The sequence below is a fragment of the Pseudarthrobacter sp. TAF60_1 genome, from assembly GCF_052113505.1.
In the GTDB taxonomy this organism is placed as follows: domain Bacteria; phylum Actinomycetota; class Actinomycetes; order Actinomycetales; family Micrococcaceae; genus Arthrobacter.
This window is the reverse complement of the sequence record NZ_JBFRDI010000015.1, coordinates 106,440-128,803: the sequence shown is the minus strand read 5'-3', so window position 1 is coordinate 128,803 and position 22,364 is coordinate 106,440. Positions and strand designations below refer to the sequence as shown.

The 22,364-nt window shown below is 64.3% G+C and carries 16 protein-coding genes; 3 read left to right on the top strand and 13 right to left on the bottom strand.

Translation table 11 applies throughout. The features are described 5' to 3' along the window. Positions 1-374: 374 nt before the first annotated feature. The 3 genes from AB4Y73_RS16605 to AB4Y73_RS16595 are packed head-to-tail and all read right to left on the bottom strand — an operon-like array spanning position 375 to position 7,961. Positions 375-4,106 (bottom strand): 1,4-alpha-glucan branching enzyme, encoded by a 3,732-nt coding sequence (locus AB4Y73_RS16605; protein ID WP_441873031.1) that lies wholly within the window; start codon positions 4,104-4,106, stop codon positions 375-377. A 1-nt stretch (position 4,107) separates the two neighbouring features. Then, a complete protein-coding gene (gene treS / locus AB4Y73_RS16600; RefSeq protein ID WP_441873029.1) occupies positions 4,108-5,904 on the bottom strand; it encodes a maltose alpha-D-glucosyltransferase in 1,797 nt (598 codons plus the stop codon). Continuing rightward, positions 5,901-7,961: an alpha-1,4-glucan--maltose-1-phosphate maltosyltransferase gene (locus tag AB4Y73_RS16595; protein ID WP_441873047.1), complete on the bottom strand. Its 2,061-nt coding sequence runs from the start codon at positions 7,959-7,961 to the stop codon at positions 5,901-5,903. The genes treS and AB4Y73_RS16595 overlap by 4 nt, the downstream gene beginning before the upstream one ends. Before the next feature lie 173 nt (positions 7,962-8,134). On the opposite strand from AB4Y73_RS16595, the gene glgP reads away from it, so the two are divergent. Next, positions 8,135-10,753, top strand: a complete 2,619-nt coding sequence (glgP, locus tag AB4Y73_RS16590) for an alpha-glucan family phosphorylase (protein WP_441873027.1) — start codon at positions 8,135-8,137, stop codon at positions 10,751-10,753. 4 nt (positions 10,754-10,757) lie between these two features. On the opposite strand, the gene AB4Y73_RS16585 is transcribed toward glgP, so the two are convergent. From AB4Y73_RS16585 to glgX, 3 genes are read right to left on the bottom strand one after another with little or no spacing between them, the layout of a single operon-like run. Next, a complete protein-coding gene (locus tag AB4Y73_RS16585) occupies positions 10,758-11,114 on the bottom strand; it encodes a barstar family protein (RefSeq protein WP_441873026.1) in 357 nt (118 codons plus the stop codon). A gap of 8 nt (positions 11,115-11,122) precedes the next feature. After that, positions 11,123-11,611, bottom strand: coding sequence for a ribonuclease domain-containing protein (locus AB4Y73_RS16580; RefSeq protein WP_441873024.1), 489 nt, complete (start codon positions 11,609-11,611; stop codon positions 11,123-11,125). Between the two features lie 18 nt (positions 11,612-11,629). Beyond that, positions 11,630-13,741, bottom strand: coding sequence for a glycogen debranching protein GlgX (gene glgX, locus AB4Y73_RS16575; protein WP_441873022.1), 2,112 nt, complete (start codon positions 13,739-13,741; stop codon positions 11,630-11,632). Positions 13,742-13,877: 136 nt separating this feature from the next. Here glgX and AB4Y73_RS16570 point away from each other — a divergent pair, with 136 nt between their 5' ends. Next, positions 13,878-14,672, top strand: a complete 795-nt coding sequence (locus AB4Y73_RS16570; protein WP_441873020.1) for a carbon-nitrogen hydrolase family protein — start codon at positions 13,878-13,880, stop codon at positions 14,670-14,672. A 204-nt stretch (positions 14,673-14,876) separates the two neighbouring features. On the opposite strand, the gene rlmB is transcribed toward AB4Y73_RS16570, so the two are convergent. The 5 genes from rlmB to AB4Y73_RS16545 form a co-directional block, all read right to left on the bottom strand. After that, positions 14,877-15,866 (bottom strand): 23S rRNA (guanosine(2251)-2'-O)-methyltransferase RlmB, encoded by a 990-nt coding sequence (gene rlmB, locus AB4Y73_RS16565; protein ID WP_441873018.1) that lies wholly within the window; start codon positions 15,864-15,866, stop codon positions 14,877-14,879. 91 nt (positions 15,867-15,957) lie between these two features. Further along, complete coding sequence (cysS, locus tag AB4Y73_RS16560; protein ID WP_441873016.1) at positions 15,958-17,415, bottom strand: cysteine--tRNA ligase; 1,458 nt, start codon at positions 17,413-17,415, stop codon at positions 15,958-15,960. Positions 17,416-17,424: 9 nt separating this feature from the next. Next, a complete protein-coding gene (gene ispF / locus AB4Y73_RS16555; protein ID WP_441873014.1) occupies positions 17,425-17,940 on the bottom strand; it encodes a 2-C-methyl-D-erythritol 2,4-cyclodiphosphate synthase in 516 nt (171 codons plus the stop codon). 2 nt (positions 17,941-17,942) lie between these two features. Next, positions 17,943-18,725, bottom strand: coding sequence for a 2-C-methyl-D-erythritol 4-phosphate cytidylyltransferase (gene ispD, locus AB4Y73_RS16550; RefSeq protein ID WP_441873012.1), 783 nt, complete (start codon positions 18,723-18,725; stop codon positions 17,943-17,945). A 132-nt stretch (positions 18,726-18,857) separates the two neighbouring features. Then, complete coding sequence (locus AB4Y73_RS16545) at positions 18,858-19,340, bottom strand: CarD family transcriptional regulator (RefSeq protein WP_026266570.1); 483 nt, start codon at positions 19,338-19,340, stop codon at positions 18,858-18,860. Between the two features lie 271 nt (positions 19,341-19,611). Between AB4Y73_RS16545 and AB4Y73_RS16540 the strand changes: the two genes are divergently transcribed. Then, positions 19,612-20,175: a hypothetical protein gene (locus tag AB4Y73_RS16540; protein WP_441873045.1), complete on the top strand. Its 564-nt coding sequence runs from the start codon at positions 19,612-19,614 to the stop codon at positions 20,173-20,175. A 129-nt stretch (positions 20,176-20,304) separates the two neighbouring features. Here the strand turns inward: AB4Y73_RS16540 and AB4Y73_RS16535 are convergent, their stop codons facing one another. Together AB4Y73_RS16535 and AB4Y73_RS16530 are read right to left on the bottom strand one after the other, a co-directional pair. Then, complete coding sequence (locus AB4Y73_RS16535; protein WP_441873010.1) at positions 20,305-20,985, bottom strand: response regulator; 681 nt, start codon at positions 20,983-20,985, stop codon at positions 20,305-20,307. Next, entirely contained in the window at positions 20,982-22,190 is a 1,209-nt protein-coding gene (locus AB4Y73_RS16530) for a sensor histidine kinase (RefSeq protein WP_441873043.1), read from the bottom strand. The genes AB4Y73_RS16535 and AB4Y73_RS16530 overlap by 4 nt, the downstream gene beginning before the upstream one ends. Positions 22,191-22,364 lie beyond the last annotated feature (174 nt).

Here is a 22,364-nt window from a genome sequence, read left to right as displayed (position 1 = left end):
GCAGGCCAGACCCGGCAAATTCAACCAATTCAATACAAAAAATTGGTATCAACAAACTTGGCACACTATTGAGTTCTCAAACAACAGACACACCCGGCACCACCACCAGCACTAAACAACCGTGGATCGCTCCGGAGCAACTTTTCAAACTTACCGGCTGGTCCCACTCTTGTCAAACCGGCCTCCGCGACACTCGTCAGCCTTGGGCTTTCGTGTCGGTTTTTCCGTCTGACTCCGTGGAGCAGCGCGGAAATAAACTCTACCAGCACTTTGCAGGGTTAGCCACCCGACCCCGGGTCGGGCTCCCTGAGCCTCTCCGGAGGGCAACCAAAAAGCCCGGAATCTCAAGGGATTCCGGGCTTTTCGCGTCGGCTTTAAGAGACGGGCTTCACAGCTGGCTGTCCGCTGGTGGCCTGCCCACCGGCCAACGGTGCGCCGGGTTTGAAGTACGCTGCGCCCAGCGGCGGCAAGGTCACAGTAAGCGTCGCCGGCTGACCGTCGAGCCCCTTATCCGTGGCAGTCAACGGACCGGCATTGAGAACACCCGATCCACCATAGGTCTCTGCGTCGGTGTTGAGCACCTCAACCCAGGCCCCGGCTGCGGGAACACCTAGGTCGTATCCCACATGCGGACCGCCGGAGAAGTTGATGGCACAGACCAGCGGATTGCCGTCCTTGTCCCAGCGGATAAAGGTCAGGACGTTGCGGTCGGCGTCGCCACCATTGATCCACTGGAAACCGCCAGGTTCGTTGTCCCGCTCATAGAGGGCGGGCGTCGCGCTGTAGATCTCATTCAGATCCTTGGTGAGGAGCTGCACTCCGCGGTGCGCGGGAATGTCGGCGAGGTACCAGTCGAGTCCGTGCTGTTCGGACCACTCGGCCTCCTGGCCGAACTCGGTTCCCATAAAGATGAGCTGCTTGCCTGGGTGTGCCCACTGGTAGGCAGTGAAGGCACGCAGGTTGGCCAGTTGCTGCCAGCGGTCGCCCGGCATCTTCCGGAGCATGGAACCCTTGCCGTGCACAACTTCGTCGTGGCTGATGGGCAGCAGGAAGTTCTCAGTGAACGCGTACACCATGGAGAACGTGACCGTCCCGTGGTGCCATTTGCGGTTGACCGGGTCCTCGGAAGTGTACTTGAGGGAATCATGCATCCAGCCCATGTTCCACTTCAGGCCGAAGCCCAAACCGCCATGGCTCGTTGGGGCAGTCACGCCGGGGAAAGCGGTGGACTCCTCGGCAATCATTACCGCGCCCGGGTGGGTCTTGTAGACAGTTGCGTTCACTTCCTGCAGGAAGGAGATGGCTTCGAGGTTTTCGCGGCCACCGAAACGGTTGGGCGACCACTGCCCGTCTTCCCGCGAGTAGTCCAGGTACAACATGGAAGCCACAGCATCCACGCGGAGTCCGTCAATGTGGAACTCATCGAGCCAGTACAGCGCGTTGGCCACCAGGAAGTTGCGCACCTCGGTCCGGCCGAAGTCGAAGATCAGCGTTCCCCAGTCCGGGTGTTCGCCCAGGTTCGGATCGGCGTGCTCGTACAGCGGCTGGCCGTCAAACTGGGCGAGCGCCCAGGCATCCTTCGGGAAGTGCGCCGGTACCCAGTCCAGGAGCACACCGATGCCGGCCTGGTGCAGCGAGTCCACCAGGAACCGGAATTCGTCAGGGTGGCCAAAGCGCGAGGTCGGTGCAAAGTATGACGTCACCTGGTAGCCCCAGGAACCGCCGAAGGGGTGTTCGGCCACTGGCATGAACTCCACGTGCGTGAAGCCGAGCCACTTGACGTAGTCCACCAGTTCCTTGGCAAGCTCACGGTAGCCCAGGCCAAGGCGCCACGATCCGAGGTGGACTTCGTAGACGCTCATCGGGGAATTGTGGGGATCGCGCTGGGCGCGTGCCTCCATCCATTCGGCGTCCTTGAACGCGTAGGACGGCTCAACCACCCTGGAAGCTGTCAGCGGCGGGACCTCGGTGCCGAACGCCAGCGGGTCAGCTTTTTCGACCCAGTTGCCGTGCTTGGTCCGGATCTCGAATTTGTAGCACGCCCCTGCTAAAACGCCGGGAATAAAGACTTCCCAGACGCCTGAGGACCCCAGCGAGCGGAGCGAGTTCTCGCGGCCGTCCCACTCGTTGAAGTCGCCTTTGACCCGGACTGCCTGCGCGTTTGGTGCCCAGACGGCGAAGGAAACGCCGTCCACGTCGCCCAGCGAGGACTTGTAATGCTGGACGTGGGCGCCGAGGACCTCCCAAAGCTTTTCGTGCCGCCCTTCGCCGATCAAGTGCAGGTCCACTTCGCCCACCGTGGGCAGGTAGCGGTACGGTTCGTCCATCGTCACAGGTCCCGCGCCCGGGTAAGTAACCTCCAGGCGGTAGTCAGGCACATGGCCGGCCTGGAGCGGCTCCATCACGGCCACCCACACACCGAATTTCTCGTGGGTCATGGGAACCGAACCGGCGGCGGTCACCACAGTCACTGACTCCGCCAGGTGCTTGACCGTCCGGACCGTTACGTGGCCATGGCTGTCCAGGTGGGCGCCGAGCACCGAGTGCGGAGCATGGTGCTCACCGTTGGCCACCTGGCCCAAAGTGGCCTCATCCACGTGAAGCGGCGCACTCGGCCTGTCTGTAGGTGCTGAACCTGTCATGTTGATACCTTCCGATGCTGCCCGGGCATGATCGCCAGAGCCTTTAACGCTGAGGAGCCGCCTGGACGCATTCGTTGGAATGGCCAGCCAGTCAGGTCTGTTCCGCAATTCATAAACGACTTCGTAGAGCGCCTTGTCCAGCCACAATGCCACAAAGAGCGGCGAAGCACGGTCGATGGTGCCAGGCGTGACGGAGGCGTAGCCTGCGAGGAACGCGTCCGCACAGTCGTCGACCCAGGATGCCGGAACGCGGGCCCCTTGGTATTCCCGTTCAGCCGCGCCGGCCGCGTAGTCGAAGGACCGCAGCATCCCTACGACATCCCGGAGCGGGACGTCAGGGAAATTGCGTTCCGAAATGGGCCGCAGGGGCTCGCCTTCAAAATCGAGGATGGCCCAGCGGCCGGGTTCGCCGCCCTGGCCGGGCACCTGCAGGATCTGGCCGAGGTGGAGGTCTCCGTGGATCCGCTGCAGAGGGCCTGCTTCCACGCCGTCGAGTTCGCGCAGCAGCGCCTGCAGCGCCTCGTCGTAGGGCCCGACGGCGGCAGCGGCTTCCGCCCATGCCTGCCGCACGCGCTGGGCTACCCCGGGGGCAATCACGTGGCCAGGGACTGCCTCGACGGAGGTTCCAAACGCGGCAGCCAGCCTGCGGTGAACCGTAGCCGTTGCGGCGCCGAGGGCGCGTGCTTCCGTGGTGAAGTCGGATCCGGTGCGGGCGGCATCCACAGCGAGGCGCCAGGCGTCGCGGCCGCCGGCAAGGAATTCATGGGCAACAGCCAGTTCGCCCTGCGCCTGCCGGGGACCTGGCACGGCCTCCCCCGCCAGTTGGGCAGCCGTCTGCCACTCCCCCCGCACCCAGCCGAGGGTGGCAGGGACCTCGGAGGTACCCTCGGCGGTCAGGGCCGCACCAACCTCGACCTCAGGGTTTGTGCCCTCGGAGAGCACACGGAAGAACTTTACGATCGCCGCCGAGTCGCCGTCGTCAACAATCACAGAACTGTTGGACTGCTCACCGGAAAGGACTTTGACCATGCCGTGGGCCGTGGGCAGCCGGTGGTTCGAGGACGTTCGGTGCCCGGTCGCCGCACCTGCGGGCGAGGCCGACTCCGATCGGATCAGTTCAAGCCACGCAGACACGAAGGACGGATCATGCACGGCGTCGTAAATCCAGGGCATCCCGGCCTCGGGTGCCCGCCCCACCAACGCGTTTTCACCGCCGGTGAGGGGGGCTTCGCGATAGCTCAGGGGAACCTGGACCACATCGGTGCGCTGTCCGCCGTCGGCCGTCCGCGCAGTAACTGCCAGCAGGAGGACCTCCAGCCCGGCCTGCCCGGCCGCGTCCTCAAGCCCTAGGCTGCCTGCCTGCTCCAGCGAAAACTCCGCTGACTTAACCGGGAACCAGCGCTGGCGCGGGAGCCATTCACGCAGGACGTCGCTCAGCGTGGCTGTGAGAGTTGGCTGAGTCATATCAGTTCCTAAGCGGCAGAATGGGAAGCGCTTGCGTCTGCGGGGAGGAAGGATTCGATGCTGCCGAGCGGACCCGCAGCCAGAAGAAGTCGTGGCTTCCCAGCGTCAGGGTCAACGATCCGTCCTCATCGATCCCCGGGAAGGGCTGGCCTCCGAAAACGTCGCGGAGTCCGCGGCCGGCGTACTGCGGAATCCGCAGTTTCGCCGCGACCGGGTGCTGGGAAAGGTTAAACGCGCACAGAATGACTTCCCCGGGCTCCCCTGCGGGGTTGTCGTCCGAGAGCTCCCGAAGGTAGGACACCACGGCGTCATGGTCCGCTTCGACGTGTTTGAAGGCACCGAGGCCGAAGACCGGATGGTTCTTACGGACGCTGAGGATCTGACGGGTCCAGCGGAGCAGTGACCCGGAATGGGCGGCCTCGGCTTCCACATTCGCCATGTTGTAGTTGTACACCAGCGACTGGATCACGGGCAGGTACAGCTTTCCCGGATCGGCGTGGGAGAAACCGGCGTTGCGGTCCGGGTTCCACTGCATCGGCGTGCGCACGGCATCGCGATCCTCGAGCCAGATGTTGTCGCCCATGCCGATCTCGTCACCGTAGTACAGGAACGGACTGCCCGGCAGCGACAGGAGCAGGGCGTTGATCAGTTCGATCTCGGCCCGGGAGTTATCCAGCAGGGGCGCCAGCCGGCGACGGATACCGATGTTGGCCCGCATCCGGGGGTCCGGGGCATACCATCCCAGCATGGCCGCCCGTTCGTCCGCAGTGACCATCTCCAAGGTCAGCTCATCGTGGTTCCGCAGGAACGTCCCCCACTGGGCCCCCTCGGGAATCTCCGGGGTATCCTGCATCGTCTCGATGATGGGTGCGGCCTTCTGGTCGCGCAGTGCGTAGTAGAGCCGCGGCATGATGGGAAAGTGGAAAGCCATGTGGCATTCCGGCTCTTCCGCAGTCCCGAAGTACTCCACCACTTCGTTGGGTGGCTGGTTGGCCTCGGCGATGATGACACGGCCCGGGTAGCTTTCGTCCACCATGGCCCGCAGTTTCCGCAGGAAATCGTGCGTGGCAGGCAGGTTTTCGCAGTTCGTCCCCTCTTCCTCAAAAAGATAGGGGATCGCGTCGGCCCTGAACCCGTCAATGCCCTGGTCAAGCCAGAACCGCACCACGTCAAAGAGTGCTTCGATCACTCGGGGGTTCTCGAAGTTCAGGTCGGGCTGGTGGCTGAAGAAGCGGTGCCAGAAGAACTGCCGGCGGATGGGATCGAAGGTCCAGTTGGACTCCTCCGTGTCCACGAAGATAATGCGGGCGTCCTGGTACTTCTCATCGGTATCGCTCCACACATAGAAGTCCCCGAACGGGCCCTCCGGGTCCTTGCGCGATTCCTGGAACCAGGGGTGCTGATCTGAGGTGTGGTTTAGCGGCAGATCGATGATCACCCGGACGCCGCGGGCATGGGCTTCGGCAACCAGCCGCTTGAAGTCGCTGATGGTCCCGAACTCGTCCAGCACGGAGTTGTAGTCCGAGATGTCATAGCCGCCGTCCCGCAACGGCGACTGGAAGAACGGCGGAAGCCAGAGGCAGTCCACACCGAGCCACTGCAGGTAGTCCAGCCGGTCAATGAGGCCCGAAAAATCGCCCGAACCGTCCCCGTTGGCATCCGCAAACGCCCTGACTAGTACCTCGTAAAACACGGCCTTCCGATACCACAGAGGATCGTGGGCCAGGCCTGGGGCGTTTAGTTCAAACGTGCTCTTGGGGGTGAAATGCTGGCTGGAACTCTGCGGGTTAAAACTCACTGATGCGCTCTCCTCACGCTAAGAATGTGTGCGGGTTCGACGTGCGCGTCCAGGCGGACGTAATTGTATTCGCCCCATTCCCAGGTTTCGCCGGTAATGAGGTCCTCCACCCGGAACCCGCCGTTAGGCGACAGGTCCTCGGGGTCGAGTTCCAAAGCGGCGAGATCCAGCGAAACCGTGCTCTCCCTGGTGCCGTGCGGATCTACGTTGACCACCACAATGATGGTGTCCTTGGTGCCGTCCGGCAGGGTCTTGTGCTTGGAGTACACCACCGTGGCGTCATCAGTGCTGTGGTGGACTGTCAGGTTCTGCAGGTCCTGGAGCGCCGGGTGGGTGTGCCGGATGCTGTTGAGCCTGGTCAGGTACGGCGCAAGGGTACGGCCTGACTCCGCAGCGGCGTCCCAGTCGCGGGCCTTGTACTCGAACTTTTCGTTGTCGATGTACTCCTCCGCACCGGGGCGCGCCACGTGCTCGTAAAGTTCGTAGCCGGCGTAAACGCCCCAGAGCGGGCTGGCGGTGGAGGCCAGCGCCGCGCGGATCTTGAACGCCGCGGGCCCCCCGAACTGAAGGTATTCGGTGAGGATATCGGGGGTGTTGACGAAGAAATTGGGGCGGAAGTACGCAGAGGACTCGTGGCTGACCTCCGTGAAATACGTTTCCAGTTCTTCCTTCGTGTTCCGCCACGTGAAGTAGGTGTAGGACTGCTGGAAACCGGCCCGGCCCAGGGCGTGCATCATGGCGGGCCTGGTAAACGCTTCAGCAAGGAACACCACGCCGGGCGTCTTTTTGTTGACCTGGGCGATGAGCCACTCCCAAAACCACACGGGCTTGGTGTGCGGGTTATCCACCCGGAAGATCTTGACGCCGTGGCTGACCCACAACTGCACTACCCGGAGGATCTCCTTGGCGAGTCCTTCAGGATCATTGTCGAAGTTGAGCGGGAAGATGTCCTGGTACTTCTTCGGCGGATTCTCCGCGTAGGCGATGCTGCCGTCCACCCGGGTGGTGAACCATTCCGGGTGGGATTCAACCCACGGATGGTCCGGTGCGGCCTGCAGGGCCAGGTCGAGGGCTACCTCGAGGCCCAGTTCATTGGCGCGGGCCACAAAAGCGTCAAAGTCCTCGAACGTGCCCAGGTCCGGGTGGATCGCGTCATGGCCGCCTTCCTTGGCGCCAATCGCCCAGGGCGAGCCGGGATCGTGCGGGCCGGCGATGAGCGTGTTGTTCGGACCCTTGCGGTGCTGCACGCCGATCGGGTGGATCGGCGGCATGTAGATGACGTCGAAGCCCATGGCCGCCACCGCATCCAGCCGCTTTGCCGCCGTCCGGAAGTTACCTGAGGTCCATGCCCCGGTGGAGTGGTCCCGTACGGCACCTTCGGACCGGGGGAAGAATTCGTACCAGGCCCCGCGGCCGGCGAGGTCGCGCTCAACCAGCAGCGGGAACTGCTCGGACACGGTGATCAGTTCACGGATCGGCTGGCGGTCCACGACGGCGGCCACGTCGGCACTGAAGCCGCCGGCGAGGCGCTCCTCCGCGGTGAGGGAGGTGTTGCCCAGGGCCGAAGCAGCCATGCGCAGGGTGCGCCGGTCCGACGCGTTGCGGGAGACGTCGTCGGCCGCGTCAAGGAGAAGCGCCTCGCCTTCGGCGAGCATCAGCTCCACATCGATGCCCGCGGCCACCTTGACCTCGGCATTGTGGTGCCAGGTTCCATAGCGGTCGTGCCAGGCCTCAATGAAGAAAGTCCAGTTTCCAACGGCCGACGGCGTGAGGACGCCCTCCCAGCGATCGGTGCCGAGGCCGCGTTCCCCCCTGGGCGGCGCCAGCCGGATGCGCTGGCGTTCCTTCCCGCGGGGATCCAGGAGGACGGCGCTGACGCCGAGTTGGTCATGGCCTTCCCGGAAAGCGGTGGCACCGACCACGATTCCTTCGCCCGGCAATGCCTTGGCAGGGTATTTCCCACCCTCGACCACAGGCTGTACGGCGGTGATGGGAAAACGGCCAAACCTGAGACCGTCGGTGATCTTGCCTTTGGGCTTTTTCTTGGAGGCGGCCATGGTTCCTGAGTTAGTCGTCACATGCTCGACGTTAGCGAGAAATGGCCCAGATTGCTAAGCCTGCATGGTTTTTTGTCCCGGCGATTCGTCTTATCCACGGCGTCAACTGTCATTTACCTAAAAGAAAGCCAAAGCAGTTCCCGCTGTTGAGGTTGTCGGTTAGTGTGGCGCAGGTGAAGGCAATCCGCAGATTTACCGTCAGAACCGTCCTCCCCGAGCCGATCCGTCCGTTGGTCCGGTTGGCGACCAACCTGCGTTGGTCCTGGCACCGGCCCACCCGGGAACTTTTCGCCAGTCTGAACCCGCGAAAGTGGGAGGAAAGCGAGCAGGATCCCGTCAGCTTCCTTGGCCGGGTCAGCCGCGAGGAGTTCCAGGCCCTGGCCGCGGACCAGTCCGTGGTGGAACGCGTCCGCACCGCCGCTGAGGACCTTGACCGCTACCTTGATGAGCCCCGCTGGTACCAGGGCCTGGGCGCAGATGCCCCCGCCGCCATCGCCTATTTCTCGCCCGAATTTGGCATCACCGAGGTACTCCCGCAGTACTCCGGCGGTCTGGGCATCCTGGCCGGAGACCACCTTAAGGCGGCGTCCGACCTTGGCGTGCCCCTCATCGGTGTTGGCCTCCTGTACCAGGCCGGCTACTTCAAGCAGTCGCTGTCCCGAGACGCCTGGCAGCAGGAAACATATCCTGTCCTCGATCCGGACGGCCTGCCCCTGACCCTGCTCCGCGAACCGTCCCCGGACAACAACGGCCGGCCGCTGCAGATCTCCCTGCCGCTCCCCAACGGCAGGCGGCTCCTGGCACACATCTGGCGCGCCGACGTCGGGCGTGTTCCGTTGCTGCTCCTGGATTCCAACGTTCCGGGCAACGACGACGCCGCCCGGGGCGTCACCGACCGGCTCTACGGCGGTGGCGGGGACCACCGGCTCCAGCAGGAGCTCCTGCTGGGCATGGGCGGAGTGAAGGCACTGCGCGCTTACCAACGGCTCACGGGAACACCAGCACCGGAGGTGTTCCACACCAATGAGGGCCATGCCGGTTTCCTCGGGATCGAGCGGATCCAGGAGCTGATGTCCGGCGAGGCAGCCCTGACTTTCGACGAGGCGCTTGCCGCCGGCCGGGCGTCCACGGTGTTTACCACCCACACGCCCGTGCCCGCCGGAATCGACCGCTTCGAGATTGCCCAGATCCAGCACTTCTTCCAGGCCGGGCTCGCGCCTGCCGTGCCCGTGGACAGGATCCTGGAGCTTGGCCGCGAAAACTACGCCGACGGCAACCCGTCAGTCTTCAACATGGCGGTCATGGGGCTCCGGCTGGCCCAGCGGGCCAACGGCGTGGCCAAACTGCACGGCGAGGTGTCCCGCGGGATGTTCTCGGCGCTGTGGCCAGGTTTCGACCATTCCGAGGTGCCCATCACCTCCGTCACTAACGGCGTGCACGTGCCCACCTGGGTTGATGGCCGGATTTCCCAGCTCGCCCGGAAACAGTTCGGCCCCGAGGCCGAAACCCAGGGACGCTGGGACCTTGCCTACAACGTCAGCGACGCCGACGTCTGGGCGCTGCGCCGTGAAATGCGCTCGGCCCTGGTGGACGACGTCCGCCGCCGGCTTCGGGCCGCGTGGAAAAAGCGCGGCGCGGCCGACGCTGAACTCCGCTGGACAGACAGCGTGCTGGACCCTGATGTGCTGACCATCGGTTTCGCCCGCCGCGTCCCTACTTACAAGCGGCTCACCCTGATGCTGCGTGAGCCGGACCGCCTCAAGGCACTGTTGCTGCACCCGGAACACCCGATCCAACTGGTGATCGCCGGAAAGTCCCACCCTGCGGACGACGCCGGCAAGAAGATGATCCAAGACCTGGTCCGGTTCACTGACGACCCCGAAGTCCGTCACCGGATTGCGTTCCTCCCGAACTACGACATCGCCATGGCCAGGACGCTGTTCCCGGGCTGCGACGTCTGGCTCAATAACCCGCTGCGCCCCCTGGAAGCCTGCGGCACGTCCGGCATGAAGGCCGCCATCAACGGTTCGCTGAACCTCTCGGTGATGGATGGCTGGTGGGATGAGATGTACGACGGCGAAAACGGCTGGGCGATCCCCACGGCCAACAATGACGCGTCCCCCGAGGAACGCGACGATATTGAGGCTGCCGCGCTGTACGAACTCCTGGAAACCCAGGTGGCGCCCCGCTTCTACGGCAGCACCGTGTCTGACAGCGCCGGCGCCGCAGGACCGTCCAGCACCGGGTCCGAGAAGGTACCGACGCACTGGGTGTCCATGATCAAGCACACGTTGTCGCACCTCGGGCCGGCCGTGTCCGCGGACCGCATGTTGCATGACTACGTCAATATTCTCTACCGTCCCGCCGCGGAGGCCGGACGCAAGGCGGTGGCCGACTCCTACTCGCAGGCGCGGTCCCTGGCAGCGTGGATTGCACAGGTGCGTGCTGCCTGGCCGCTGCTGCACGTGGAGCACGTTGACTCCGTGGGCGTTTCTGAGGATCCGCAGATCGGTGACACCCTGCAGGTGAACGCATACGTTGCGTTGACCACCCTGACACCGGACGATGTCTCCGTGGAGGTCGCCTACGGGCGCGCCGAGGAAGGCGACACCCTGGCGGACGTGATCATGATGGAGCTGCAGCCCAAGGAGGACCTGGGCGGTGGCCGCTACCTGTTCAGCGGCTCCCTGGTGATCGACCGCTCGGGCCCGTTCGGTTACACCGTCCGAGTCCTGCCCCGGCACGAGGCATTGGCGTCAAAGGCCGAACTGGGGCTGATCGTCAACGCCTGAGCCGTTAGAGGAGGACGGCAGCGACCCTCAGGTCGTTACCGGCATAGCTCTCGGCATCCTGAAGGATCTCGCAGATGATCCCGAAGGAACGGTCGCCGCGGAATGCCGCGGCGACCTGCCAGAGGATAGTCACCGGGGCGTTGCCGTTTTCGCCGATGCTGTCAGCGAAATCGTGGAGTGAATCGTTTAGTGCGTCCAGGTTCACGCCGTAGTGCTCGGGAAAGCCCAGCACCTCACCGAACGTTTCGAGCACCGCCCGTTTGCTGTCCGCGGCGGGGACCCGCAGGCTGCGGCGGCCGGCATCGGCCACCTGGTCCTGCAGTTCTTCCATGGTCCACGTGTCGGCGGAGTAGATCTTCATAACGGGGTTCAGCTGCCTTCTGCGATGAATTTGAATGAGGCGTAATGGTCCTGCGTGTAGTATTTTTCTCCCCCGCCGCCGGCAATGATCCGGCGGGCCCCGCGGTCCGATTCTCCCGGGGTGGGCACGGTGTACTCGCGGTAGTACCCTGAAGACTTTCGCGGGAGGATACGTTCAAAGTTGCCGAAGGTCTGATCGTCCTGGCTGTAGGAGTAGGGCCCGCCTTTACGGATCAACGCGAGGGTCCTGCGTGCTTCGGCCGGGAGCGCGGACTCACTGATCGCCGGCAGGCCGGAAGGGTTGGCGGGCGCCGCCACGGGTCCTGAAGCTTCCGCCGGACCGTGGACGGGAGCCTCCGGAACCGGGGCTGCGCTGGGACTTGCTGCCGGCGTCGGGCTTCCCGTCAAGGAATCAAGGAGCCCGGCGCCACCGAAAGCGAAAAGCGCAACGGCCAGCAGACCGGTCAGCAACAGGGCAACGACAGAGCGGTTGCGCATTCTTGGTCCCCTCCGCAGCTACGTGCGGTAGATGTTGATCGAGTTTGCCTCAACGAGGTCAGTCTCGCCGGATGCCACGCGTCCGCCCTGGCGGATCTCGTGGAGCGGCGAGGTAGTCAGCCGCAGTTCGAACATCCGGCGCGGCGTACCGTCGTCGTTGGTGAGCTCGGGGAGGGTGATTTTCACGTCGGAAGCGCTGCCGTTGACCACCACGAGGCCTGCCAGCGTGCCGTCGTCAGAGCCGAGCAGCAGCTGCATGACCCGGTGCCGCGGATCATTCCACCGGTCCATGGACATCGGTTGTCCGGCGTGGTCGAACCAGTGGAGATATGATTGCTCGTCCCGGGCCGGGAAATTGTGCGGCTGACCGGCCAGGAACTCCTTGCGCAGCCGGACGAAGCGCTTGGTGCTGCGGAGCATCTCGTGGGATTCCGGCGTGCGCGTCCAGTCAATCCAGGTCAGGGGGTTGTCCTGGCAGTAGGCGTTGTTGTTTCCCTGCTGGGTGCGGGCCAGCTCGTCACCGGCGGTGATCATGGGAACGCCAAGGGAAATCATCATCGAGGCCATGAGGTTGCGCCGGGACTGTGCCCGCTGGGCCAGGATGTCCTCGTCCTCGGTGGGGCCTTCGGAACCGTGATTGTAGCTGCGATTGTCCCCATGACCGTCCCGGTTCTGCTCGCCGTTGGCCTCGTTGTGCTTACGGTCGTAGGAAACGAGGTCGTGGAGGGTGAAGCCGTCGTGGGCCGTAACGAAGTTGAGCGAGGCCAGCCTGGAGCGGCCCGATGCTTCAAACAGCCCGGCCGAACCGGACAGGGCATCGGCCAGCCGGGCCACGGAGCCGCCCTGCCCGCCGGACTCAATGGCCGCGCGGTCGGCGAGCCAGAAAGTACGGACCCCATCACGGAAGTGATCGTTCCAGTCAACCCAGCCGCCGGGGAACCGGCCGGTCTGCCAGCCGCCGTAACCGACGTCCCACGGTTCGGAAATAAGCTTCACATCCGACAGCACAGGATCGGCAACCACAGCCACCAGGAACGGGTGATGGGGATCAAAGTGGTTGTCCGCATTCCGGCAGAGCGTCACGGCCAGGTCAAAGCGGAACCCGTCGATGTGAAACTCGTCCACCCAGTACCGGAGGGAATCCAGGACCAGCTGGACCACACGCGGATGGCCAAAGTTCAGGCTGTTCCCGCAACCCGTAGTGTCCACATATTTCCCGTGGCCGTCGGTACGGTAATACGTTTCCTCACCGAGGCCGCGGAAGCTGGTGGTGGGGCCATCGGGGCCGCCTTCGGCGGTGTGGTTGTAGACCACGTCGAGGATCACTTCCAGCCCGGCCGCGTGGAGCAGCTTGACCATTCCCTTGAATTCATCCTGGACAGCCTGCGGCCCGGCCTCCTGGGCAGCCTTGGTGGCATAGCCCGGATGCGGCGCGAAGAACGCGGCGGTGTTGTAGCCCCAGTAGTTGGTCAGGCCGAGGTCCTGCAGGTGCAGCTCATCGAGGTGGAAGTGCACCGGGAGCAGCTGAATCGAGGTGATGCCCAGGCTTTTGAAATGCTCGATGATGGCCGGGTGGGCCATGCCTGCGTACGTTCCCCGCAATTCCTCGGGAACATCGGGGTGCAGCATCGTCTGGCCACGGACATGGGCTTCGTAGATGATGGTATTCCGCCAATGCAGCCTCGGGCGCTGATCGGCTCCCCAGTCAAAATCGGCGGCCATCCGCACACTAGTCAGGAATCCCTCACGCTCATCCACCGCGCGGCCGTAAGGATCGAGCAGCAGCGGCTGCCCGGCGTCGTCGTCCAAGTCCAGCATGGGAAACGCCAGCGGCAGCGCTTTGGACTTAGAGGCGGCACGGAATCCATAGCGCGACCCAATGTGCAGATCCTCGACAATCCCGTGGTGCACGCCGTTGGTGATGTTGGGAAGGGCTTGCCGACGCCACTCCGCTCCCGGGGCCTTGTAGGCTATCTCGAGGTTTTCGACGCCCGGCGCGTAAACAGCGACGTTGGCTGCGGACGGCAGGGCACCCTCCGTGCCGGACCCGGAGCGCGGAACGCTGACACCGAGTGGATGCGCGGAAGAGGCATCCATGGTGGAGGCGGTGTCAAATAGCGGCATAACCATCACGGTCAATGGTAGCCGTCAGCGCCGGTTCGGCCGCACTCCGGCGTTTGTGACACCGGGCATCCGCCCGCTGCTGGGGGTGCGGTGTCGATGCAGGGTTGCATACTGGAGGGAAACGTCGACACGGAGGTACAAAGTGCGGGTTGCGCTGGCTCAGATCATCAGCGGCCGGGACCTGGCCGCTAACCTGTCCATTCTGGAACAACAGGCGCAGAGGGCCAAGGCCGGCGGCGCAGACATGGTGGTGTTTCCGGAGGCCTCCATGCGGGCGTTCGGTAACTCACTGCTGGACATTGCGGAGCCTGTGGACGGGCCGTGGGCCTCCCGTGTGCGCAGCGTGGCGGCTTCGCTGGAAATCGTGGTGGTGGCAGGCATGTTCACGCCCGGCTCCGCGGGAAAGGTACGCAACACCCTGCTCGCGACCGGGCCTGGGGTGGAGACCAGCTACGACAAGGTCCACCTTTTCGACGCGTTCGGTTTCCTGGAATCGGACACCGTGGACCCGGGCACCGACCCTGTAACATTCACTGCCGGCGGAATCACCTTTGGGCTTGCCACCTGCTACGACATCCGTTTTCCGGCACTGTTCCTGGCCAACGCCGAACGGGGTGTGGACGCAAACATCGTCTGCGCTTCCTGGGCCTCGGGGCCCGGCAAGGTGGACCAGTGGCAGCTCCTGGCGCGGGCCCGGGCTCTGGATTCCACCACGTACATCTTGGCCTGCGGGCAGGGCGACCCCGTCACCCAGGGCGTCCCGGCCAAGGATGGAGCACCGACGGGCGTGGGCCATTCGGCGGTTGTCTCACCCTTAGGGGAGGTACTGGACGAGCTCGACGGCGCCCCCGGGCTGCTGTTCGCAGACCTCGACGCCGCCGTGGTCAAGGAAGCCCGCCAAAAGCTTCCGGTATTGGCCAACCGCCGGCAGTTCTAACCCGGACGCTCTCTCACTTAACGCGGGTTAACTGGCGACGCTCTCTCACTTTCTTAGAGAAAGTGAGAGAGCGTCGGGCCAAAACCCACATTAAGTGAGAGAGCGTTGGGCGGCGGAGGCCGGGCTTTTGCGTAGGCTGCGTTGTTGCTTGAGGAACGAGCGCAGCAGCCAGCAAAAGTCCGGCCGCGCGCCGCGGCTCGGCTGCTATTTGGCGGAGCGCTGCCGGGAGATTTCGTACAGCGAGATGCCCACAGCCATGGAGGCGTTGAGGGACTCCATGGCGGAGTCGATGGGGATGGAGACAATCTGGTCGCAGTTTTCGCGGACCAGCCGGCTCAGGCCCTTGCCCTCGGAGCCCACCACGATGCAGACGGGTTCCGTGGCGAGGGTCAGGTCCGGCAGTGAGACGTCGCCGTCGCCGTCGAGCCCCAGGACAAAGATGCCCATGTTCTTGAACTGCTTCAGCGCGCTGTTGAGGTTGGCCGCACGTGCCACCGGAACGCGCACGGCCGCGCCCGCACTGGTCTTCCAGGCCGAGGCAGTGACGCCCACGGAACGGCGTTCCGGCACGATGACGCCGTGGCCGCTGAAGGCCGAGACGGAGCGGATGATGGCGCCCAGGTTGCGCGGGTCCGTGATGCCGTCCAGCGCTACGAACAGCGGCGCGTTCGAGACGTGGCCCTTCTTCCAGCGTTCCACCGTTTCTTCGGCGAGATCGTAGGCGTCCTGATATTCGTACGGCGGGATCTGCAGGACGAGGCCCTGGTGGACGGCGTCTTCGGTCATGCGGTCGAGTTCGGGCTTACCGGTCTCGAGCAGCGGGATGCCGCGCTCGGCGGCGATCTTCAGCGACTCCTTGACGCGGTCATCCATTTCGATCCGGATGGCAATGTGCAGGGCCTTCGCGGGGATGCCGGCACGGAGTGCTTCGACCACTGAGTTACGGCCGGTGACCACTTCTTCGGTGGCACGTCCCTTGGGACCGGAGCGGGCTGCACCGGCGCTGCGTGCGCCGGTGCCGCGCTTGGCAGCAGAACGTTCCGCGAGCTGCTTGCTCTTGTGCGCCTTGTGGTACGGGCGGTCCTCCGCCTTGGGTGTGGGGCCCTTGCCTTCCAGAGCCTTGCGGCCGTGGCCACCGGTTCCGATGGTTGGCCCTTTCTTTGCTTTGACCGACCGGCGACCGTTGTTGGCCATGAGAATTCCACCCTTGATTGTTTGACTGAGTCTGCTTACCAGTCTACTGAATCAAGTAAAATCGCCTGACTCGGCTGCAGATACCGCCGGTTCAGTCCCGCTGGAGACTCCAGGTGGCGCCGTCAGGACCGTCCTCGACGGCGACTCCGGCCGCCTTCAGCGTGTCCCGGATTGCGTCCGAGGCAGCCCAGTCCTTGGTTGCCCGGGCCTGGGCACGTGCCGCGAGCTGGGCTTCGATCAGCACCTCCAGGGCGGCGGATTCCCGGGCATCCGATGCTGCCCCGGTGGCCACTGCGTTCAGGCCGAGGACGCGGAGCATGTCATGGACGGAGCGCAGGGCCTGGCGCGCGTCCTCCAGCCGGCCTTCGGTCAGTGCGGTGTTGCCGGACCGGACGGTCTCGTGCAGCACCGCGAGGGCCTGCGGCACGTTGAGGTCGTCGTCCATGGCCAGCTCGAACGCCTCCGGCACCTTACCGTACGTGGCGAAGCTGTAGTTATTGCCCTCGGAGAGGGCCCGGACGGCACGGCTGATGAAACCGTCAATGCGTTCGACGGCGGCGGCAGCTTCCTCGAGCGAGGTGGGGCGGTAGTCCAGCACTGAGCGGTAATGGGCCTGGCCGAGGTAGTACCGGACCACCCGGGGCGAGGCGAGCTCCAGCATCTCGGCGGGGCTGATGGTGTTGCCGATGGACTTGGACATCTTCTCGCCCTGGTAGGTGACCATGCCGTTGTGCATCCAGAAGTTGGCGAAGCCGTGCCCCGCCGCCTGCGACTGGGCCATTTCGTTTTCGTGGTGCGGGAAGCGCAGGTCCAAGCCCCCGCCATGGATATCAAACTCGGTGCCGAGGTATTTGGTGACCATGGCGGAGCATTCCAGGTGCCAGCCCGGCCGGCCGGCACCCCACGGCGAAGCCCAGCTCGCCGTCCTCGGCTCTCCCTCTTTGTAGCCCTTCCACAAGGCGAAGTCCCGGGGATCTCTCTTGCCGCGGGGATCGGCGTCGGGGGCGCCCTGCATGTCGTCGATGTTCTGGCGCGTGAGTGACCCGTATTTGTCCCAGGAGCGCACGTCGAAGTACACATCCCCGGAATCGTCCAGCGCCGGATATGCGTGGCCGCGGTCAATCAGCTGCTGGATCAGCGCATGCATCTCCGGGATGTGGCCGGTGGCGCGGGGTTCGTAGGTGGGCCGGGACACGCCCAGCGTGTCGTAGGCCTTCAGGAATTCCTGCTCATAGCGGTAGGCCAGTGCCCACCATTCTTCCTCGCGGACAGTGCCCGGCCCCCACTCGAAGCCGGGTTCGAAGGACTCAGCGGATTTGGTGAGGATCTTGTCGTCGATGTCCGTGACATTGCGGACGGCTGTGACGCGCAGGCCGCGGTATTCAAGCCAGCGGGTGAGCTGGTCGAAGGCGATGGCAGAGCGGATGTGGCCCACATGCGGCATGCCCTGCACCGTGGCTCCGCAGTAGTACAGGCTCACCTTTCCCGGGACGAGGGGAACGAAGTCGCGGACTTCGGCGGATGCGGTGTCGTAAAAACGGAGGGTCACCGCTCCAGATTAGCCGATATGGCCCGGTTGCCTGGGATACACCAGAGCAGTGGCAATGGCGGAAATGCCTTCGGCCCGGCCGGTGAAACCCAGCCCGTCACTGGTGGTGGCGGTGACGCTGACGGAGGCTTCCGCCGCCGCGCTCAGGACCTCCTGGGACTCCTGCCGCCGTGGCCCGAACTTGGGCCGGTTGGCCACGAACTGCACCGCCACGTTGCCGATCTCAAACCCCGCCGCCCGGACAATCCTGGCTGCCTCCGCCAGGAGCGTGACCCCCGACGCGCCGGCGAACTCCGGGCGGTCCGTCCCGAAGTGGGTACCCAGGTCCCCGATGCCGGCGGCGGAGAACAGCGCATCGGCGGCAGCGTGGGCTACGGGGTCCCCGTCCGAGTGCCCGGCAAGCCCTCGTTCGCCTTCCCACAAGAGCCCGCCAAGCCACAGCGGACGGGGGTTATCCTCGGAGGCATAAGCGTGGACGTCCAAACCGATACCCGTGCGCGGCAGGATCATCTGCGCTTCTTCCATGCTCAACCTTCCACCCATCGGATGCCCAGCGGGCCTTCCAGCAGGCCCTCGGCAATGATCAGGTCGAGGGGTGTGGTGATTTTCAGTGACTGGGTGGAGCCGTGGACAGCATGGACGGGAACGCCCAAGAGTTCCACCAGCATCGCGTCGTCGGTGACCGCGGCGGCCTGCGCCTCATCAAACTGCGACGCCGACTTATGGGCTTGGAGCAACGTGGACAGGCGGAACCCCTGGGGCGTCTGGACAGACCGAAGGTCCTCCCGCGGGGCGGTACCGGTGACAAGTTCCGGAGCGATGGCGCTCTCATCGCCGCTCGTCCGGGTGACGGTCTTGACCGTATCCACTACCGGTACTGCTGGAATGACTGCAACGGCACCGGCGGCCAGCGAGTCCACCACCCGATGGAAAACATTTTCAGGTGTCAACGCGCGCGCGGCATCATGCACCAGCACCGCTTCAATCCCCTCGATCAGGCCTCCGATACCGGCCCGGACTGACTCCGCACGGGTGGCACCGCCGTCCACGACGGTGAGGAGGGGCCCGCCGTCGGCCAGTTCCTGCCTGAATTCCTCCAACAGCTCGTGGAGACCGTCAGCGCCCGCCGGCAACACGATGCATATTTGGCTGCTTACGCCGGAGGCCACGACGCCGCGGAGCGCATGCATCAGGATTGGCTCGCCGCCCAGAGGCACTGCGGCTTTCGGCATTCCATGGCCAAGCCTTTCGCCGGAACCGGCGGCAACAAGGATCACGGCGGTGACGGGGCGGGGCAGTCCGTTGCTCATGGCATCTAGCCTACGTCCCGCCCGGCCCAGTCCTGCCGAACCCTGCAGCGGATCGGTTCGCAGGCGCGCGACAGGGCGGAATTGGGCAAAAAGAAACCCCGGAGGTGCTTGCGCACCACCGAGGTTCAATTCTTAGGAAGCCAGGACCTCGTCGAGAACGCTTGCCGCCTTCTCTTCATCGGTCTTTTCAGCCAGTGCAAGTTCTGAAATCAGAATCTGCCGGGCCTTGGCCAGCATGCGCTTCTCACCTGCGGAAAGGCCCCGATCGTGATCCCGGCGCCAAAGGTCACGGACGACCTCTGCTACCTTGATGACGTCACCGGAAGCAAGTTTCTCCAGATTTGCCTTGTATCTACGTGACCAGTTGGTGGGCTCTTCAGTGAACTCGGCACGAAGCACGTCGAATACGTGCTCCAGGCCTTCCTTGCCCACTACGTCACGGACCCCAACAAGGTCAACGTTCTCTGCTGGAACTTCAATGGTCAGATCACCCTGAGCCACCTTGAGCTTGAGATACATTTTCTCTTCGCCCTTGACAGTGCGCATCTTGATTTCTTCAATTTTTGCAGCACCGTGGTGAGGGTAAACTACTGTCTCGCCGACCTCAAATACCATGTAAACATTCCCCTTTCCCGCAGACCAGTTTATCACGATTCAGGCATACGACTGGCCTGGAACGAGGCCCGGAACCCCGTAAATACGCGGAAAATGGGCGGATTCGACCCCCTCGAACCCCTTGACGAATGCGGATAATAGTGCATCCGGGGACCTGCTGCCAAGGACAATGTGACCGCAAGGAATCCTCGTTTGTGCATGTTTGCCGCTAGGCTATGGCTGATTAATGTTTCCACACTCTCGAGGAGTACGTGACGTGCGTTTCACTGCGATGAACCGGGCCCAGAGCGGCAAACTGGCACTGGCGGCAGGAGTTCTGGCCCTGGGCTTGGCGACGATGACCGGCTGCGGCTACATCACCCCCCAGCAGACCACTCACCAGTACTCCTCCTCGGACGGTATCCGCGCGGACCTGGGGCCGCTGCAGCTCCGGAACATGCTGATCGTCTCCAGCGGTGAGGACAAGCCGGGCCGCCTGATCGGCGCCGTCTACAACTCTTCCTCGCAGGACGTGAAGCTTACTGTCAACGGTGCCAAGGGCTCCCAGACGCAGGTACCGGTGAAGGCAAACTCCTACACCCTGCTCAACCAGTCCACGGACGAGGCCATCCTCAGCACGAGCGGCGGCATTCCCGGCTCCCTCGTGGACATCAAGGTCGCCGAGGACGGCACCAACGTCACCAAGACTGTGCAGATGCCCGTCCTGGACGCCACGCTGCCCGAGTACAAGGAGTACCTCCCGGCCGGCAGCCAACCGACCGGATCCGCTTCTCCCACGTCATCGCCGTCGACGTCGGCAACGACATCGGCAAGCGCCTCCGCCGCAGCGCACTAGGCAACCGCCGCAGCCAGGCATCCGCCGCAAAGCAGAAAAGGAGGGGCTCCCCCGGGGAGCCCCTCCTTTTGCGTCTGCCGGCGCCGTGCGGTTGGCAGACGCCGTGCGTTTGCCGGCGGCGCGATTGGCCTACGGCTCGAATTTGTAGCCGAGACCGCGGACGGTCACCAGGTAGCGTGGCGCCGACGGGTCCGGCTCGATCTTGCCGCGGAGCCGCTTGACGTGCACATCAAGGGTCTTGGTGTCCCCCACGTAGTCGGAGCCCCAGACCCTGTCGATCAACTGCCCGCGGGTCAGTACCCGGCCCGAATTCCGCAGCAGCATTTCCAGCAGCTCGAATTCCTTCAGGGGCAGGAGGACCTGTTCGCCGTCCACGCTCACCACGTGCCGCTCAATGTCCATGCGGACGGGGCCCGCATGGACCGTGGCAGAGATCAGCTCTTCCGGTTCACCCTGGCGGCGGAGCACGGCCCGCACCCGAGCCACCAGTTCGCGGGACGAATACGGCTTGGTGACATAGTCATCGGCCCCCAGTTCGAGGCCGACCACCTTGTCAATCTCCGAGTCCTTGGCCGTCAGCATGATGACCGGAACACCGGAACGCTGGCGCAGCTGGCGGCAGACCTCCGTTCCGGACAGGCCGGGCAGCTGAAGGTCCAGGAGGACCAGATCCGCCCCGTTCCGATCGAACTCGGTAATCGCGTCGAGGCCGTTATCCACTACCTCGACTTCGAATCCTTCCTTGCCCAGCAAATAGGACAGCGGGTCGCTGAACGACTCTTCGTCCTCGACAATCAAAATCCTGCTCAAGCGCTGGCTCCTTGCTCATGTACGCGGCGCTCTTTCACACGCTCGGGTACGGCTCGATCTTTGACAACTGGAGTATCGGCTTCGTCCTGGCTCTCCATCTCGGGAAGCCTCAGGGTGAAGGTGGAACCCTGCCCGGGCCGGGACCACAGCGTCACCTCACCGCCATGGTTGGATGCAACGTGCTTGACGATGCTCAGGCCCAGGCCGGTGCCGCCGGTGTGGCGGGACCGGGCTGCGTCCACGCGGTAGAAGCGCTCAAAGACCCGTTCCTGGTCTTCCGGGGTCATCCCTTCGCCCTGGTCCGTGACGGACACGGCGATGAGTCCGTCCTTTGACCGGACGCCCACACCCACCTTCGTGTTCTCCGGCGAATAGCGAATGGCGTTATCGATCAGGTTCCGCAGTGCGGTAACCAGCAGGTCCCGGTCACCAAACACTGTGGCGTCCGCGGGTTCACCGACGACAATTTGGATCTTCTTGCTTTCAGCCGGCAGCTGGGAACGGTCCACGGCTTCGGCGATGACCGCGTTGATGTCTACGGCGCCGCCCCCTTGGGACACGCTGGCGCCCTGGAGCCGGGAGAGCTCGATGATGTCCTGGACGAGGGCGGCCAGCCGGGCTGATTCCTTGTGCATCCGCTTGGCGAACCGGCGGACAGCCTGTTCGTCATCTGCCGACGATTCCAACGCCTCGGCCAGCAGGGAAATCGCCCCGACCGGGGTCTTTAGCTCGTGGGATACGTTGGCAACAAAGTCGTTGCGGATCTCTTCCGTGCGGGTGATCTCGGTGCGGTCGTCGGCCAGCAGGAGGATGTATTCCTCGCCAAGCATGGCCGCACGCACCTGGACAATGATGGTGCCTTGGCCCAGCGGGCCGCGCGGGAGCTCCAGCTTCTTCTCCAGGATCACGCCGTCGCGGCGCACCCCGGCTGTCATGTCCAGCAGCTCCTTGTGGACCACCGTGTGGCCGCGCACCAGGCCATAGGCGTACGCCGCGGGGCTGGCTCTCACCACTCCGTCCACTGCGTCCACCACCACGAAAGCCCGGCCGACCACAGCCAGTACGTCCGCGGCGCCTTTCGGCAGGGAAGGCTCGTCCATGTCGACGTCGACAAATTGGCGCTGCTTTTCACTGACCCTGAATGCGAGCACGCCAAAGGTGCCGAGCGCCAGGCCGACGAGGCCGGCGATGACACCGATGAGCATAGGATCCACAGCTCCAGCTTATGCTGAGATGAGTGGCTTGCCGGTGCGTCCGGGGCCATTGCACAGACGGTTCAGCTAACGTTCATTTACAAGAGACTGTTCGTTCACCGCACGCTGGCAGAGTTACGGGTTGGAGTGCCGAACGGCGACATGAATTCCGTCTGCCATTGGGGG

Excerpts from the sequence above, each read along its gene's own strand:
- AB4Y73_RS16595 (WP_441873047.1), bottom strand. The coding sequence starts at position 7,961 with ATGGCCGCCTCCAAGAAAAAGCCCAAAGGCAAGATCACCGACGGTCTC.
- AB4Y73_RS16545 (WP_026266570.1), bottom strand. The coding sequence starts at position 19,340 with ATGGTATTTGAGGTCGGCGAGACAGTAGTTTACCCTCACCACGGTGCT.
- AB4Y73_RS16580 (WP_441873024.1), bottom strand. The coding sequence starts at position 11,611 with ATGCGCAACCGCTCTGTCGTTGCCCTGTTGCTGACCGGTCTGCTGGCC.
- AB4Y73_RS16540 (WP_441873045.1), top strand. The coding sequence starts at position 19,612 with ATGAACCGGGCCCAGAGCGGCAAACTGGCACTGGCGGCAGGAGTTCTG.
- AB4Y73_RS16530 (WP_441873043.1), bottom strand. The coding sequence starts at position 22,190 with ATGCTCATCGGTGTCATCGCCGGCCTCGTCGGCCTGGCGCTCGGCACC.
- rlmB (WP_441873018.1), bottom strand. The coding sequence starts at position 15,866 with ATGGCCAACAACGGTCGCCGGTCGGTCAAAGCAAAGAAAGGGCCAACC.
- ispD (WP_441873012.1), bottom strand. The coding sequence starts at position 18,725 with ATGAGCAACGGACTGCCCCGCCCCGTCACCGCCGTGATCCTTGTTGCC.
- ispF (WP_441873014.1), bottom strand. The coding sequence starts at position 17,940 with ATGGAAGAAGCGCAGATGATCCTGCCGCGCACGGGTATCGGTTTGGAC.
- AB4Y73_RS16585 (WP_441873026.1), bottom strand. The coding sequence starts at position 11,114 with ATGAAGATCTACTCCGCCGACACGTGGACCATGGAAGAACTGCAGGAC.
- glgX (WP_441873022.1), bottom strand. The coding sequence starts at position 13,741 with ATGGTTATGCCGCTATTTGACACCGCCTCCACCATGGATGCCTCTTCC.
- AB4Y73_RS16605 (WP_441873031.1), bottom strand. The coding sequence starts at position 4,106 with ATGACTCAGCCAACTCTCACAGCCACGCTGAGCGACGTCCTGCGTGAA.